A 15753-nucleotide genomic window follows, 5' to 3' on the forward strand; every position below is an offset into this window, starting at 1 on the left:
GGACGTGCCCCTGGACGGGGACGTGCCCCTGGACGGGGACGTGCCCCTGGACGGGGACGTGCCCCTGACGGGGACGTGCCCCTGACGGGGACGTGCCCCTGGACGGGGACGTGCCCCTGGACGGGGACGTGCCCCTGGACGGGGACGTGCCCCTGACGGGGACGTGCCCCTGACGGGGACGTGCCCCTGACGGGGACGTGCCCCTGACGGGGACGGGTCCCGCTCCCTCCCCCGGGTGACCCGGCCGCGCGGCTTCCCCGGATTCCCGGGCGTGCCAGGTTGTCTGATCGCATGATCAGTGGACGAATCGTGCGTCATCGGGGCGCTTCCGTGCGCCGGGTCGCCGGGGCCCTCGCCGCCGCCGTGGTCGTGCTCTGCCTCGGCGCCGGGAGCGTCGCCGCGGACACCGCCCCCAAGCCGCCCGCCGCCGTCGCCGAGTCGGACCTGGTGCCGGGGGTTGCGCCCGGACCCGGCCAGTCCTGGCAGGTCGACACCCCCGACCAGGCGCTGGCGCCGAAGACGTACACGCCCAGCGCCCAGGAGGACGCCGTCGAGCCCAGGGCGGCGGCACCCGGGACCTACGACCTGGTCGAGTACGTGCCGCTCAGCGACGCCGTCGCCAAGGTCGGCTGCTCCAAGCTGACCGGGCCGTACCAGCGCCAGATCGAGCAGTGGCTGAAGCGGAAGGTGGACGGGAAGCAGTCCGCCGCCGACTGCAAGGCCATCCAGAAGTTCCAGAAGTCGTACCGGATCAAGCCGGCGATCGGGTTCGCGGGACCGGTGACCTGGTACCAGATGATGCTGCTCTCGGCGAAGAAGAACCCGAACGCCAGGAAGAACTGCCCCGTGAAGTCGTACCGGGTCGCCTGTGTCGATCTCGACCGGCAGGTCACCTGGGTGCAGAAGGGCGGCAAGGTGGTCTTCGGGCCGGTGCAGATGCGCAGCGGACGCAAGGGCCACGCGACCCGCGCCGGCTGGCACACCGTCTACTGGCGGCACAAGAACCACTGGTCGACCCTGTACAACTCGCCCATGCCGTACGCCCAGTTCTTCGACGGCGGTGAGGCCTTCCACGCCGTCTACGGCTCCATCTACACCACCCTCGGCTCCTGGGGCTGCGTGAACCTCAAGCTCGGCGACGCCAAGAAGCTGTGGGGCGTGCTCAAGAAGGGCGACAAGGTGTACGTGTGGGGGCACCGGACGGGCAGCTGAGCCGGTGTCCGGCGGGTACCCGCGGGTGACCGGGGCCCGTAGCGGGGCCTGTGCCGGAGGTCCGGCGGGGGCCTCTGAGACACTGGGGGCGCGATGAGTGAGACAGCGACTGCACCGACCGCGCCCCTGCGCGCCCGCGCCGAGATCGACCTGGCCGCCCTGCGGGCCAACGTGCGGACCCTGCGCGCCCTCGCGCCGGGCGCGGCCCTGATGGCCGTGGTGAAGTCCGACGCGTACGGCCACGGGGCGGTCCGCTGTGCCCGCGAGGCCGTGGCCGCGGGCGCGAGCTGGCTCGGCACGGCCACGCCCGAGGAGGCCCTGGCGCTGCGCGCGGACCCGGAGCTGCCCGCGGACGTGCGCATCATGTGCTGGCTGTGGACGCCGGGCGGGCCCTGGCGCCAGGCCGTCGAGGCCGGCCTCGACGTGTCCGTGAGCGGGATGTGGGCGCTGCGGGAGGTTGTCGAGGCCGCCCGTGCGGCCGGCCGGCCCGCGCTGGTGCAGCTGAAGGCCGACACCGGGCTCGGCCGCAACGGCTGCCAGCCCGAGGACTGGCCCGAGCTGGTCGCCGAGGCGCTGCGCGCGCAGACGGCCGGGCTGGTCCGGATCACCGGCCTGTGGTCCCACTTCGCCTGCGCCGACGAGCCCGGCCATCCCTCCGTCACCGCCCAGCTCACCCTCTTCCGCGAGCTGCTCGCCCACGCCGAGGAGCAGGGCGTGCGGCCCGAGGTCCGGCACATCGCCAACTCGCCGGCCACCCTCACCCTCCCCGAGTCCCACTTCGACCTGGTCCGCACGGGCATCGCCCTCTACGGCATCTCGCCCAGCCCCGAGCTGGGCGCCGCGGCCGACTTCGGGCTGCGTCCGGTGATGACCCTCGCCGCCTCCCTCGCCCTGGTCAAGCACGTCCCGGGCGGCCACGGCGTGAGCTACGGACACCACTACGTCACACCCGGCAGGACCACCCTCGGGCTGGTTCCCGTCGGGTACGCGGACGGCGTTCCGCGCCATGCCTCCGGCACCGGTCCGGTGCTGATCGGCGGCAAGTGGCGGACGGTCGCCGGGCGGGTCGCCATGGACCAGTTCGTCGTCGACCTCGGCGGCGACGAGCCCGAAGTCGGCTCCGAGGCCGTCCTGTTCGGTCCCGGCGACCGCGGCGAGCCCACGGCTGAGGACTGGGCGCAGGCGGCCGGCACCATCGCCTACGAGATCGTCACCCGGATCGGAACCCGGGTTCCCCGCGTCTATGTGAACGGGGAAGCGAGTGGGCAAGAACCAGGGGACGGGAACTGACCTCCGGGGTTCGGCGACCGCGGAACCCGGTTACACCTGTACCAGCGGCAGCGAACGCGACAGCCGTCTCGTCGGTGTCACCCGTATGACCTAACGAGCGAACTGCAGTACGGCGAAGAGGAGCGGTACGTGAGCGAGAGCAGTGCGGAGGCCGTAGCGGACGCCGCGGCGGCCGTCGCTTCCGCCACGGGGGCGGACGGAACGTGGCTCAAGGTCACCGGCATCGCGGGCGCCGCCATAGGGGTGCTCGCCGCCGGGGCGGCCGCCGGGGTCGCGGTGGAGCGGATGACCGTCGGCCGGGGGATGCGCCGCAAGGCCAGACTGGCCCTGGACTCGGCGGGACCCTACGGCACCCTGCGCGGCACGCCGGGCAAGGCGCTCTCCGACGACGGCACCGAGCTGTACTACGAGGTGGACGAGGTCGAGCCCGACCTCGGCCCGGCCGTCTCGCCGCGCCGCCGCCGGCTCTTCGGCCGCAAGGCCCCGGCCCCCGTCACCGTCGTCTTCAGCCACGGCTACTGCCTCAACCAGGACTCCTGGCACTTCCAGCGCGCGGCCCTGCGCGGGGTCGTGCGCACCGTGCACTGGGACCAGCGCAGCCACGGCCGCTCCGGGCGGGGCGTCGCCCAGCACGAGAGCGGCACCCCGCTCACCATCGACCAGCTGGGCCGGGACCTGAAGGCCGTCCTGGACGCGGCCGTCCCCGAGGGGCCGATCGTGCTGGTCGGGCACTCGATGGGCGGCATGACGATGATGGCGCTCGCCGCCGAGTACCCCGAACTGATCCGCGAACGGGTCGTCGCCACCGCGTTCGTCGGGACGTCCTCCGGGCGGCTCGGCGAGGTCAACTTCGGGCTGCCGGTCGCCGGCGTCAACGCGGTGCGCCGGGTGCTGCCCGGAGTGCTGAAGGTGCTGGGCACCCAGGCCGCGCTGGTGGAGAAGGGCCGCCGGGCCACCGCCGAGCTGTTCACCGGGATCATCAAGCGGTACTCGTTCGCCTCCCGGGAGGTCGACCCGGCCGTCGAGCGGTTCGCCGAGCGGATGATCGAGTCCACCCCGATCGACGTGGTCGCCGAGTTCTACCCGGCGTTCACCGACCACGACAAGACCGCGGCCCTCGCCTACTTCCAGGACCTTCCGGTGCTGGTGCTGGCCGGGGTGCAGGACCTGGTCACCCCGAGCGAGCACAGCGAGGTCATCGCCGACCTGCTGCCCGACGCCGAACTGGTGCTGGTCCCGGACGCCGGCCACCTGGTCATGCTGGAGCACCCGGAGGTGGTCACCGACCGCCTCGCCGACCTGCTCACCCGGGCGGGTGCGGTGCCGGCAGGGGCTACGGTAAGTGGCTATGGAAGCACCAGCAGCACCGCACAGCCCGGCTGAGACCGAGCTGATCGTCACCTCACCCGGGCAGATGGGGGAGCTGGGCCGCCGTCTGGCCGCGCTGCTGCGCGCCGGTGACCTCGTGATGCTCAGCGGGGAACTCGGCGCTGGCAAGACGACGCTGACCCGCGGCCTGGGCGAGGGGCTCGGCGTGCGCGGGGCCGTCACCTCCCCGACCTTCGTGATCGCCCGTGTCCACCCGTCCCTGGCCGACGGGCCGCCGCTCGTCCACGTCGACGCGTACCGCCTGGGCGGCGGGCTCGACGAGATGGAGGACCTGGACCTCGACGTCTCCCTGCCGGAGTCGGTGATCGTGGTGGAGTGGGGCGAGGGCAAGGTCGAGGAGCTGACCGACGACCGGCTCTTCGTGCGGATCCACCGGGCCGCCGGGGACACCACGGACGAGGTGCGGCACGTGACCGTGACCGGGCTCGGGGAGCGGTGGGCCGGGGCGGACCTCGGGGCGCTGTCGGGCTGAGGCCGGCGCCGGCGTCCCGACGAGCTGTCGGCAAGATGTTGCGTTTCGTGACGCGGGCGTGGTCACATGGTACCCAGCCCGTGGTTAGGTGTACCTAACTACATCCGCCCCCGCAGCTCAGGAGGCGTCCATGCCCGCGTCCCCGTCCACGGAGCAGCGGCCGTCCACGGCCGCCGGCGTCTCCATGCGCGAGCTTCTGGCGTCCTGTGCCGCCGCCGACGCGGTGTCGAGGCCGCCGAGGGTGCCGGACCTGCCGCCGCGGCCGGTCGAGAGGTGCCGCCGGGCCGCGTAGCCGGCTCCGGGCCGCCGCGGTGCCCTCGTGACCGGTCGCACGGCTGCCCGTGCCTCCGGCTCGTGGCCGCTCGCGCGGCTACCCCGTGCCCCCTGCCCCTGCCTCCGGCGGTCCGCCGGGGTCAGCGGATGACCATGACCTTGACGCCGATCGTCGCGAACATCCACATCGCGTCGCCGTCGGCCCGGGTCTCGCGGATGCCGCCCGTCTTGACCACCGGGTCCGGCGGCTCGGTCGCGCCGGTGCCGGTCACCGCGCTGAACCCGATCGCCGAGCCGTCCTTCGTGGTGGCGAAGCGGACCACGTGCTCGATGGGGAGACCGTCGGTGCCCGTGACCGCCTTGGAGCGGGACGTCACCCAGTAGGCGCCCACGGGCGGGTCGATCGTGCCGGGCCGCACGGTGAAGGTGCGCAGCACCCGGCCCCGCTCGTCGACGAGCCAGACCCGGTCGTCGTCCACCGAGTACACCACCCGTTCACCCGCTCCGGAACTGTTCGGCAACGCGGTCGGATGGCGATGGTCCCGCGGCGCCTTGGAGGCCTGCGCGCCCGGGGCCGGACTCGACGAGGGCCGCCCGCCGAGCCCCGGCGGAACGGTGGCCGAGGCCTGGTAGGCGAGGAGACCGACCGTCCCGACGGCCGCCGCGGTGAGGCCGGCCACGATTCCCGAGCTGGTCCCTGCCACGCGCGCCACCTCTGAGTCGCCGTATATGTCGTACTTCGTACAGACCGTAGCAGCCAGTGACCGTCCGCCCCTGGCGGCCGTGCTCGCGGCGCCGGAGCCGTAGGCTGTTCGCGTGCTCTTGCTCGCTCTGGATACCGCCACCCCCGCCGTCACCGTCGCGCTGCACGACGGTGAGGCCGTCATCGCCTCGTCGAGCCAGGTGGACGCGCGCCGGCACGGCGAGCTGCTGCTGCCGGCCGTCGACCGCGTCCTCGCCGAGGCCGGGGTCACCCTGGACGCCGTCACCGGGATCGTCACCGGCATCGGACCCGGTCCCTACACCGGCCTGCGGGTCGGTCTGATGACCGCGGACACCTTCGGCCTCGCGCTCGGCGTCCCCGTGCACGGCCTGTGCACCCTCGACGGGCTCGCCTACGCGGCCGACGTCGAGAAGGGACCGTTCGTCGTGGCCACCGACGCCCGCCGCAAAGAGGTCTACTGGGCCACGTACGCCGACTCGCGCACCCGGCTCACGGATCCCGCCGTCGACCGGCCCGCCGACATCGCCGAGCGCGTCGCGGGTCTGCCCGCGGTCGGGGCCGGGGCGATGCTCTACCCCGACACCTTCCCGGTCGTGCACGAACCCGAGCACGTCTCCGCCGCCGCCCTCGCCTCGCTCGCCGCCGAGCGGCTGGCCGCCGGCGAGGAACTGCCCACGCCCCGGCCGCTGTACCTGCGCAGGCCGGACGCGCAGGTGCCCAAGAACTACAAGGTGGTCACCCCGAAGTGACCGCACAGTTGCGCGAGATGCGCTGGTGGGACATCGACCGGGTCCTGGAGCTTGAGAAGGGCCTGTTCCCCGAGGACGCCTGGTCGCGGGGCATGTTCTGGTCCGAACTGGCGCACGCCAGGGGACCGGAGGCGACCCGGCGGTACGTGGTCGCCCTGACCGACGGCCAGGTCGTCGGGTACGCCGGACTGGCGGCCCAGGGCGAACTCGGCGACGTCCAGACCATCGCCGTCGCCCGCGACCACTGGGGCACGGGTCTCGGCGGGCAGCTCCTGACCGAGCTGCTGCGGGCCGCGACCGCCTTCGAGTGCGCCGAGGTCATGCTGGAGTGCCGGGTCGACAACACCCGCGCGCAGAAGCTCTACGAGCGGTTCGGGTTCGAGGCCATCGGGTTCAGACGCGGCTACTACCAGCCGGGCAACGTGGACGCCCTGGTGATGCGCCTGACGACCGAACCGGGCAGCGGCCCCGCCGACGGACCCACTTCCGGACAAGGAACCGAGATCAATGGCTGACGAACCCCTGGTACTGGGGATCGAGACCTCCTGCGACGAGACCGGCGTCGGCATCGTCCGCGGCACCACCCTGCTCGCCGACGCCGTCGCCTCGTCCGTGGACGAGCACGCCCGCTTCGGCGGTGTGGTCCCCGAGGTGGCGTCCCGGGCGCACCTGGAGGCGATGGTCCCGACCATCCAGCGCGCGCTGAAGGACGCGGGCGTGAGCGCCAAGGACCTGGACGGCGTCGCGGTCACCGCCGGCCCCGGACTGGCCGGGGCGCTGCTGGTCGGCGTGTCGGCGGCGAAGGCCTACGCGTACGCGCTGGGCAAGCCGCTGTACGGCGTGAACCACCTCGCCTCCCACATCTGCGTCGACCAGCTGGAGCACGGTCCGCTGCCGGAGCCGACGATGGCCCTGCTGGTGTCCGGCGGCCACAGCTCCCTGCTGCTCTCCTCGGACATCACCTCCGACGTGCGGCCGCTCGGCGCGACCATCGACGACGCGGCGGGCGAGGCCTTCGACAAGATCGCGCGGGTGCTGAACCTGGGCTTTCCCGGCGGTCCGGTCATCGACCGCTACGCGAAGGAGGGGGACCCGCGCGCCATCGCCTTCCCGCGCGGTCTCACCGGCCCCCGCGACCCGGCGTACGACTTCTCCTTCTCCGGCCTCAAGACGGCGGTGGCCCGCTGGATCGAGGCCAGGCGGGCGGCCGGCGAGGACGTCCCGGTCCGTGACGTGTCCGCCTCCTTCCAGGAGGCCGTCGTGGACGTCCTGACCCGCAAGGCCGTCCGGGCCTGCCGCGACGAGGGCGTCGACCACCTGATGATCGGCGGCGGTGTCGCCGCCAACTCCCGGCTGCGCGCCCTCGCCCAGGAGCGCTGCGAGGCGGCCGGCATCCGGCTGCGTGTGCCGCGCCCGAAGCTGTGCACGGACAACGGCGCGATGGTGGCGGCCCTCGGCGCCGAGATGGTCGCGCGCAACCGGGCCGCGTCGAGCTGGGACCTGTCGGCGGACAGCTCGCTGCCGGTGACCGACCCGCACGTGCCGGGCCACCACCATCACGATCACGTGCACGAGGTCAGCAAGGAGAACCTCTACACGTGACGGTCGCGTTGATGTGGGAGGCGCGGGCGGTGCCGGGCCGGGGCGGCGAGCTGCTGGACTGGGCCCGGCGGCAGCCCCTCGCGAAGGCCCCGTTGCGCCGGGAGGCGTTCCGGGCGCCGCAGGACCGGGTGCTGGTCGTCACGTGGTGGCCGGGTTCGTACGACGCCCCGGACCTGCCCGAACTCGGCGACCCGCCCGGCGGCCTGACGGCCCGTCCGGTGCACCGCTGGCGCTTCGAGTCGGCCGGAACCGAGACTCCCTGAGACCCCGGCACGGAGGAGGAGCGGGTTCCACCGTCCGGGCGTCCGGGGCCTCGCCTCCGTCGAGGTGACCGGGGCAAGCGAAAAATCCGCCGAATGTTGCGCTCTCGGCTCCGAATGTTCCGGGAACCCGGGGTGTACGCGGGTCTTCGTCCCGATGGGAGCACGGGGATACGATCGCCGGCATGACGCCTCCGAAGCCCGCAGAAACGCAGACGGCGACACTCGCCGAGATCGCCCGTGAGGCCGGTGTGTCCGCTCCGACTGTTTCGAAGGTCCTGAACGGGCGCGCGGACGTCGCTCCGGCGACCCGCACCCGGGTCGAGGAACTGCTGCGCACCTACGGCTACCGGCGGCGGCGCGCCGAGGCCTCCCGGTCCCCGCTCATCGACCTGGTCTTCCACGAACTGGAGAGCGCCTGGGCGATGGAGGTCATCCGGGGGGTGGAGAACGTGGCCAGGGACGCCGGTCTGAGCGTGGTGCTCAGCGAGAGCGCCGGACGCCTCACCCCGGGGAGGACCTGGGCCGACCAGGTGGCGGCGCGGCGGCCGCACGGAGTGGTGCTGGTCCTGTCGGGGCTGGACGAGTCGCAGCGGGCGCTGCTGCTGAGCCGGTCGATCCCGTTCGTGGTGATGGACCCGGCCGGGGACCCGGGCCCGGACGTGCCGTCCATCGGCGCCACCAACTGGCAGGGCGGCCTGGCCGCCACCCGGCACCTGGTCGAGCTGGGCCACCGGCGCATCGGGGCGATCAGCGGGCCCTCGCGGATGATGTGCAGCCGGGCCCGGGTGGACGGCTACCGGGCCGCGCTGGAGACCGCCGGGCTGCCCGTGGACCAGCGCCTGGTCAAGGCCGGGGACTTCCATCACGACGCCGGCTACCGGCTCGGCCTGGAGCTGCTGCGCATGCCCGACCGGCCCACCGCCGTCTTCACCGGCAACGACCTCCAGGCGCTCGGCCTGTACGAGGCGGCGCGCGAGCTGGGGCTGCGGATCCCGGAGGACGTGAGCGTCGTCGGGTTCGACGACCTGCCGGTGGCCCGCTGGGTGGGGCCGCCGCTGACGACCGTTCGGCAGCCGCTCACCGAGATGGCCGAGGCGGCGGCGCGGCTGGTGCTGGAGATGGGACGGGCGGCGGAGGCCACCACCGCGACCCGGGTGGAGCTGGCGACCAGCCTGGTGGTGCGGTCGAGCACGGCACCTCCGGCGACCGGCTGAGACGGGCCTGTTCCGCCGGGCTCCCGCGCCGAAATTTTCCGCCGTGCACCCGATCGGCCTCGGGGGAGTACGGCGGCGCGCGGACCACCCGTCCCCACGTCACCTCCCGGCCACCGGACGGCGGTTCGGCGGGCCCGGGTCCAACAACCCCCGGAGCGGCGGCAGTCCGGTGCGGGCCGTGCCCCAGGGCTGAAGCGCGCCTGAGAAGGGTGAGATTTTCCGAAGAAAACGGCCTTGGGGCACTCGCGCTAACAGTCCCCTAATAATTCGGACTTACGTTCCTGTCTCGTGACGGGACACGAGGAGCGGGACGGGGCGGGCGGACGGGCGGGCCGGCGGCCCAGATGGCTGAAGATCGTCGGCCTCACCCTGGCGGGGGTCATGGCGCTGGGCCTCGCGGGCGCCGGGTGGGTCTACCGGCACCTCAACGACAACATCAGGAGCGTCGACATCAACAGCGCGCTCGGCGACGACCGTCCGGCCAGGGCGGTGACCACGCCGACCGCCACCGCGTCCGCCTCGCCGCTGCCCACCGGTTCCGTCAACATCCTGGTGCTCGGCTCGGACTCGCGCAGCGGCAAGGAGAACCAGAAGCTCGGCGGCGGCCACAGCGGCGGCGCCCGCTCCGACACGGCGATGGTCGTCCACGTCGACGCCGGCCGCACCGAGGCCACGGTCGTGAGCATCCCGCGCGACACCCTGGTCACCCGTCCCTCCTGCCCGCTCTCCTCCGGCGGCTCCACGTCCGTCTCCTACGGCGCGATGTTCAACAGCGCCTACTCGGTGGGCGGGGCGGTGTGCGCGGTCAAGACGGTCGAGTCGATCACCGGCGTGCGCATGGACCACTACCTGGAGATCGACTTCTCGGGCTTCGCGAAGCTGGTGGACGCGCTCGGCGGGGTCACCGTCACCACCGCGCAGGACATCGACGACGACGACAGCCATCTGCACCTGGCGAAGGGCACCCACCACCTCGACGGCACCACGGCCCTGGCGCTGGCCCGCACCCGGCACGGCATAGGCGACGGCAGCGATCTCGGCCGGATCGGCCTCCAGCAGAAACTGGTCAAGGCGCTGCTGGACCGGATGGCCTCCATCAGCCTCCTCTCCGACCCTGCCAGGCTCTACCAGGTGGCCGACGCGGTCACCGCCAGCCTCACCACCGACACGGGCCTGGACTCGCTCGGCGAGCTGATGCGCCTCGGCCAGAGCCTCAAGGGCCTGACCTCGGACCACGTCAAGACGGTGATGATGCCCGTGGTGACGGCCCCCTCCGACCCCAACCGGGTGATCGCCGACGAACCCGAGGCGAGCGACCTCTGGAAGTCCCTGCGCTAGGGCCTGTCTGACAGTTCCCGTCCGCCGCGCGACGCCATGCACGCCCTCGCGGCGGACGCGGGGGAAGGTCCCCGGCCGCGGGCGCGGAAAAACTCCGGGACATTCCGGCGCGCGTGTCGATCTGCGTCCGGGCCGTTCGACGCAAGGGTGAGATGCGGGGAGAGCCCCCGCAGCGCACCGGAACACCAGGAGTCACCATGCCCCGTTACCTGTCGCTCGTGAAGATCGACGAGAACACCGCCCCCGCCGAGGGCCCCAGCCAGGAGCTGATGCAGCGGATGGGCGAGCTGATCGAGGAGATCACCAAGGCCGGCGTGATGCTGGACACCGCGGGCCTCACGCCGACCGCCCAGGGCAGCCGGGTGCACTGGGAGGGCGGGAAGATCTCCGTCACCGACGGGCCGTTCACGGAGTCCAAGGAGGTCGTCGGCGGTTACGCGATCATGCAGTGCAAGGACATGGCCGAGGCCCTGGAGTGGACCAAGCGGTTCCTGAAGGTGCACGAGGAGTTCTGGACGGTGACCTGCGAGGTCCGGGAGATCGCCGAGGGCTGACCTTCCTGGCGCACGTCCCGCGGTGGGTGTTGCATGGGGGGCTGTGAGCACACAGCCCCCCGCCGGCCTCGACGCCGAGACCCGCCACGCCATCGAGACCGTCTTCCGGCTCGAATCGCCCCGCGTGATCGCCGGCGTCGCCCGGGTCGTCCGCGACGTCGGCATCGCGGAGGAACTGGCCCAGGACGCGCTGGTCGCGGCCCTGGAGCAGTGGCCGCGGGACGGGGTGCCCGACAACCCGGGCGCCTGGCTCATGGCCACCGCCCGCCACCGCGCCGTCGACCTGGTCCGGCGCCGGGAGAACTACGCCCGCAAGCTCGCCGAGATCGGCCGCGGCCTGGAGACGGCAGCCCCGCCCGAGGAACCCGCCGACCCGGACGACATCGACGACGACCTGCTCCGGCTGGTCTTCACCACCTGCCACCCGGTGCTGTCGCCCGAGGCCCGCACCGCGCTCACGCTGCGCCTCCTCGGCGGTCTGAGCACGGCCGAGATCGCCCGTGCCTTCCTCGTCCCCGAGCCGACGGTCGCCCAGCGCATCGTCCGCGCCAAGCGCACCCTGGCCACCCGGAACATCGCCTTCGAGGTGCCGTACGGCCCGGACCGCGAGGCCCGGCTCGGCTCGGTGCTCGACGTCATCTACCTGATCCACAACGAGGGGTACGCGGCCACGGCGGGCGACGACTGGCTGCGTCCCTCGCTGTGCGAGGACGCGCTGCGGCTGGCCCGGGTGCTGTCCTCGCTGATGCCCAAGGAGCCGGAGGTGCACGCCCTCACCGCGCTCCTCGAATTCCAGACCTCCCGTACCGCGGCCCGCACCGGCCCGGACGGCGAGCCGGTGCTGCTCAGGGACCAGAACCGCCGCCGCTGGAACCGGATGCTCATCGCCCGCGGCATCAGGGCCCTGTCCCGCGCCGACGCCACGGCGACGGGCGCCCCGGGGCCGTACGCCCTGCAGGCGGCCATCGCGGCCTGCCACGCGCACGCGTACACCTACGAGGAGACCGACTGGAGGTCCATCGCCACCCTGTACGGCCTGCTGGCGGTCCGGTCGCCGTCCCCGGTCGTCGAGCTGAACCGGGCGGTGGCCGTGTCGATGGCGGACGGCCCGGCCGCGGCCCTGGCGATCGTGGAGCCGCTGACCGCGGAGCCCGCCCTGCGCGACTACCACCTGCTGCCCAGCGTGCGGGGCGACCTGCTGGCCCGCCTCGGGCGTACGGCGCAGGCCCGCGCGGAGTTCGAACGGGCCGCGGCCCTGGCCCGCAACGAACGGGAGCGGCAGCTGCTCCTGGCCAGGGCACGGGAGTGCGCTTCGTAACCTGGAAGCAGACAGGTGTTCATTCGCAACTCCGTTCCCATGGCCACTGGTTGGTCACTACAGTGACCCGGCCCCCGTACAGGGGGCGGTACAGACCATGGGGGGTCGACAACTTGAGAATGTTCACGCGCCGCCGTGCGGCGGCGCTCGCGACCGCGGCCGTACTGGCCGCGACAGGCACCCTGGCGATCGCGCCGGGCGCCGTCGCCGACGACGCCGGGTCCTGGCCGGGAACCGAGGGCAAGATCCTGGTCGACGGCGGCATGCTGATCGACCCGGCGACGGGCAGCACCACACAGATTCCCGGCGTCGGCGGAGACTGGGCCGCCTGGGCGCCGGACGGCAGCCGACTGGTCACCAGCGCGGGCCAGGTCTCCAGCTACCGTCCCAGCGGCTCCACCAGGATCGCCCTGCCCTGGGCGACGGGCGTACGGTCCAGCGCGGCCTACGAGGACCTCGCCTACGGCTGGAGCGGCCGGTACGTCGTCTTCTCCACCGCGGGTCAGCTGGTCTACGGTCCCTCGGACGGATCGTGGGCCCCCGAGCCGCTGCTCAGCAGCGCGCTGGAGCCCTCCACCGTCTGCGACACCCACCCGACGGTGAACCCGGCATCAGGCCTGGTGGCCTTCCAGCGGAACGTCAACTACGGCTGCTACGACAACGCCGGCGTCTACGTCTACGACTCGGACGCGAAGACCGTCAAGCGCGTCCTGACCGGCGCCGAGCAGCCCGACTGGTCGCCCGACGGCACGAAGCTGGCCTTCGTCCGCAAGGACGCCGACGGCAACTACCAGGTGTTCACGGCGAACGCCGACGGCACCGGCGTCAAGCAGCTCACCACCGGTCCGCGCTGGTACGCCAACCCGTCCTGGTCGCCGACCGGTACCCGGATCGTCTTCGACGCGCACACCTCGTCCGACAGCGGTGACGTGCACACCGTCGAGTACGCGGACGTGGCCACCGGCGAGCTGACCAAGGTCGCGGACACCGACGGCCGAAACTTCCAGGACAACCCCAGCTGGCAGCCGGTCCGCAAGAACACCACGGCCCGGGTCTGGGGCGCCGACGCCAACGGCACGGTCGTCGCCGCCTCGCGCTGGAGCTGGAACACCGTCGGCCAGAGCCAGTCCGGCCTGCTGGACGCCAAGTCCGCCGTGCTGCTCAACCAGGACGACTCGGCCGACGCGCCCACCGCCACAGCGCTCGCCGGCAAGCGGCAGGGCCCGGTGCTGACGACCGCGGCGAGCGGGCTGTCGACGGCGGTGCGGAACGAGCTGAAGCGCACCCTGAAGAAGGGCGCCTCGGTCTGGATGGTCGGCGGCACCTCGGTCCTCGGCACGAACGTCTCCACGCAGCTGAAGTCCCTCGGCTACGTGCCCAAGCGGATCTCCGGCACCGACCGCTACGACACCTCGGTGAAGGCCGCCAAGACGGTCACGACCAGCCCGTCGTACGTCTTCCTGGCCAGCGGCACCGACTACCAGGCGGCGCTCCCGGCGGCCGCAGCGGCCGGCGCCGACGGCGCGGGCAGCACCGGCAGCGTGGTCCTGACCAGCGGCAAGTCGCTGACGGCGTCGGTCAAGTCGTACCTCAACAGCCTCAACCCGGCCAAGACCATGGTGATCACGGTCGGGGCGGACGCGAAGTACGCGCTGACCCACACGTCGCTGTCCAAGTGGCCGTCGACGTACTACTACTACCCGATCACCGGCGCCAACAGCGAGGCGCTGTCGGTGGCCGTCGCCAAGTTCTGGTGGACCACGCCGAGCCAGACCGCCGTCGCCTACGCCGGCTCCTGGCGGGACGGGGTCTCCGCGGGTTCGGCGATGAACATCTACGGGCCCGTGCTGTGGACCTCCCGGCCCGCCCTGTCCGACGAGGTCAAGAGCTACCTGCTGCGCGAATCGGCCGGCACCCAGGCGGTGATCGCCTTCGGCGACACCGGCTCGGTCACGCTGGGCGCGCTCAACACGGCGGGCTCGTCGATCAGCGCGAGCGGGAACGACTTCGTGTACCGGCCGTACTACAACGGCGTCGCCTCGACCGCGCGGACCTTCGCGCTGCGCCAGGACGCCGGTGAGCCCGTCTCGGCCGGTGTCAAGTCCGCCCGGACGGCCGCCGAGCCGAACCTGGCCCCGGTCAGGACCGCTCAGCACCAGTAGCCGGTGCGGGGGCGCCGACGAGCATGGTCGGCGCCCCCGCCACCCGGGTCAGGAACACGGTCGCCGCGTGGGGTCCCTGCGGCTTGACCTTCCTGCGCAGCTCCTCCGGCTCCACGGCCGAGCCGCGCTTCTTCACGGTGAGGGTGCCGACCCCGCGCTCGCGCAGCAGCGCCCTCAGCTTCTTGACGTTGAAGGGGAGCTGGTCGGTGATCTCGTACGCGCTCGCGTACGGGGTGGCGTGCCGCTCGTCCGCCGTGATGTAGGCGATGGTGGGGTCGATCAGCCCGCCGTCCAGGTCCGCGGCCACCTCGGCGACCAGATGGGCGCGGATGACCGCGCCGTCGGGCTCGTACAGGTACCGTCCCACCGGCCGCACCGCGGGATTCGGCAGCATGGTGTCGGGCGAGGCCCACACGCCCGCCTCCGAGGGCAGCAGCACCGCGCGCCGGGCGCCGGGTGTCACCCGCGCGCCGAACCACACCGTCGCCTCCTTCACGTCGCCCCCGTCCGAGATCCACTCGGCCTCGGCGTCCGCCGGGATCGCCTCGTGCGGGATGCCCGGCGCGACCTTGAGCACACCGCACGGCGCCCCGCGGGCGGCCTCGACCGCCCAGGACAGCGGCGGCGAGTAGGCCTCCGGGTCGAAGATGCGGCCCCGGCCGCCGCGCCGCGCCGGGTCGACGAAGACGGCGTCGCAGCCGCTCGTGTCCACCTCCGTGACGTCCGCCTCCCGGACCTCGACGAGGCCGTCGAGCCCGAGCGCCGCCGCGTTGGCCCGCGCCGCCGCCGCGGTGGCCGGGTCCCGGTCCACCGCCAGTACGCGGATCCCGGCGCGGGCGAGCGCGATCGCGTCGCCGCCGATCCCGCAGCACAGGTCGGCGACGGTGCGCACGCCGAGCGCCCGCAGCGACTGCGCCCGGTAGGCGGCCACGCTCGCCCGCGTCGACTGCTCGACCCCGTTCGGCGTGAAGAACATGCGGTCCGCGTCCGCCTCCCCGAACTTCGCCGCCGCCCGCTGCCGCAGCCGGGCCTGGGAGAGCGCCGCGGACACCAGCTCGGCCGGATGCTCGCGGCGCAGCCGGGTGGCGACGGCGAGTTCGTCGGCGGGCGCGGTGCCGCGCACCTCGGCGAGGAGGGCGCGGCCCTCGGGGGTCAGCAGCGGGGCGAGGACGTCGTTCACCGGGTCATTGTCG

16 protein-coding genes are annotated in these 15753 nt (G+C 73.1%); 13 read left to right on the forward strand and 3 right to left on the reverse strand.

Annotated features, from left to right (window positions below; genetic code table 11):
- Positions 1-291: 291 nt before the first annotated feature.
- The 4 genes from ACIQOE_RS15190 to tsaE all read left to right on the forward strand — a co-directional run bounded on the left by ACIQOE_RS15190 (position 292) and on the right by tsaE (position 4363).
- Complete coding sequence (locus ACIQOE_RS15190; protein ID WP_351318201.1) at positions 292-1212, forward strand: L,D-transpeptidase; 921 nt, start codon at positions 292-294, stop codon at positions 1210-1212.
- A gap of 93 nt (positions 1213-1305) precedes the next feature.
- Positions 1306-2502 (forward strand): alanine racemase, encoded by a 1197-nt coding sequence (alr, locus tag ACIQOE_RS15195; RefSeq protein WP_365570601.1) that lies wholly within the window; start codon positions 1306-1308, stop codon positions 2500-2502.
- A 129-nt stretch (positions 2503-2631) separates the two neighbouring features.
- Positions 2632-3885, forward strand: a complete 1254-nt coding sequence (locus ACIQOE_RS15200; protein ID WP_351318205.1) for an alpha/beta hydrolase — start codon at positions 2632-2634, stop codon at positions 3883-3885.
- On the forward strand, positions 3851-4363 hold the full coding sequence (gene tsaE / locus ACIQOE_RS15205; RefSeq protein ID WP_351318207.1) for a tRNA (adenosine(37)-N6)-threonylcarbamoyltransferase complex ATPase subunit type 1 TsaE: 513 nt from the start codon (positions 3851-3853) through the stop codon (positions 4361-4363). Before ACIQOE_RS15200 ends, tsaE begins: the two co-directional genes overlap by 35 nt.
- A 117-nt stretch (positions 4364-4480) precedes the next feature.
- Here tsaE and ACIQOE_RS15210 read toward each other — a convergent pair whose 3' ends face one another.
- The gene (locus ACIQOE_RS15210; protein ID WP_399012431.1) at positions 4481-4696 is read right to left on the reverse strand and encodes a hypothetical protein; all 216 of its coding nucleotides are present in this window, start codon (positions 4694-4696) and stop codon (positions 4481-4483) included.
- A gap of 80 nt (positions 4697-4776) precedes the next feature.
- Positions 4777-5340 carry a hypothetical protein gene (locus tag ACIQOE_RS15215; protein ID WP_365554846.1) on the reverse strand — a complete coding sequence of 188 codons (564 nt, stop codon included), beginning with the start codon at positions 5338-5340 and terminating at the stop codon, positions 4777-4779.
- Between the two features lie 112 nt (positions 5341-5452).
- Between ACIQOE_RS15215 and tsaB the strand changes: the two genes are divergently transcribed.
- The 9 genes from tsaB (at position 5453) to ACIQOE_RS15260 (ending at position 14560) form a co-directional block, all read left to right on the forward strand.
- Positions 5453-6109: a tRNA (adenosine(37)-N6)-threonylcarbamoyltransferase complex dimerization subunit type 1 TsaB gene (tsaB, locus tag ACIQOE_RS15220; RefSeq protein ID WP_401411852.1), complete on the forward strand. Its 657-nt coding sequence runs from the start codon at positions 5453-5455 to the stop codon at positions 6107-6109.
- A 17-nt stretch (positions 6110-6126) separates the two neighbouring features.
- Positions 6127-6624, forward strand: a complete 498-nt coding sequence (gene rimI, locus ACIQOE_RS15225) for a ribosomal protein S18-alanine N-acetyltransferase (protein ID WP_351318982.1) — start codon at positions 6127-6129, stop codon at positions 6622-6624.
- Complete coding sequence (gene tsaD, locus ACIQOE_RS15230) at positions 6617-7711, forward strand: tRNA (adenosine(37)-N6)-threonylcarbamoyltransferase complex transferase subunit TsaD (protein WP_351318213.1); 1095 nt, start codon at positions 6617-6619, stop codon at positions 7709-7711. Before rimI ends, tsaD begins: the two co-directional genes overlap by 8 nt.
- Positions 7708-7974, forward strand: coding sequence for a hypothetical protein (locus tag ACIQOE_RS15235; protein WP_351318215.1), 267 nt, complete (start codon positions 7708-7710; stop codon positions 7972-7974). The genes tsaD and ACIQOE_RS15235 overlap by 4 nt, the downstream gene beginning before the upstream one ends.
- A 182-nt stretch (positions 7975-8156) precedes the next feature.
- Positions 8157-9188 (forward strand): LacI family DNA-binding transcriptional regulator, encoded by a 1032-nt coding sequence (locus tag ACIQOE_RS15240; protein ID WP_365554841.1) that lies wholly within the window; start codon positions 8157-8159, stop codon positions 9186-9188.
- Between the two features lie 288 nt (positions 9189-9476).
- Positions 9477-10526, forward strand: a complete 1050-nt coding sequence (locus ACIQOE_RS15245; RefSeq protein WP_365554839.1) for an LCP family protein — start codon at positions 9477-9479, stop codon at positions 10524-10526.
- 197 nt (positions 10527-10723) lie between these two features.
- Positions 10724-11080: a YciI family protein gene (locus tag ACIQOE_RS15250; RefSeq protein WP_362174907.1), complete on the forward strand. Its 357-nt coding sequence runs from the start codon at positions 10724-10726 to the stop codon at positions 11078-11080.
- A 43-nt stretch (positions 11081-11123) separates the two neighbouring features.
- Positions 11124-12398 carry an RNA polymerase sigma factor gene (locus ACIQOE_RS15255; protein WP_365554837.1) on the forward strand — a complete coding sequence of 425 codons (1275 nt, stop codon included), beginning with the start codon at positions 11124-11126 and terminating at the stop codon, positions 12396-12398.
- 119 nt (positions 12399-12517) lie between these two features.
- Complete coding sequence (locus ACIQOE_RS15260; protein ID WP_401411856.1) at positions 12518-14560, forward strand: cell wall-binding repeat-containing protein; 2043 nt, start codon at positions 12518-12520, stop codon at positions 14558-14560.
- Here the strand turns inward: ACIQOE_RS15260 and ACIQOE_RS15265 are convergent.
- Positions 14538-15740, reverse strand: coding sequence for a methyltransferase domain-containing protein (locus ACIQOE_RS15265; RefSeq protein ID WP_401411858.1), 1203 nt, complete (start codon positions 15738-15740; stop codon positions 14538-14540). The two genes, ACIQOE_RS15260 and ACIQOE_RS15265, sit on opposite strands and share 23 nt — an antisense overlap.
- Positions 15741-15753 lie beyond the last annotated feature (13 nt).

Origin of the sequence: Streptomyces sp. NPDC091282, assembly GCF_044757385.1 — a bacterium.
Lineage (GTDB): Bacteria > Actinomycetota > Actinomycetes > Streptomycetales > Streptomycetaceae > Streptomyces > Streptomyces gramineus.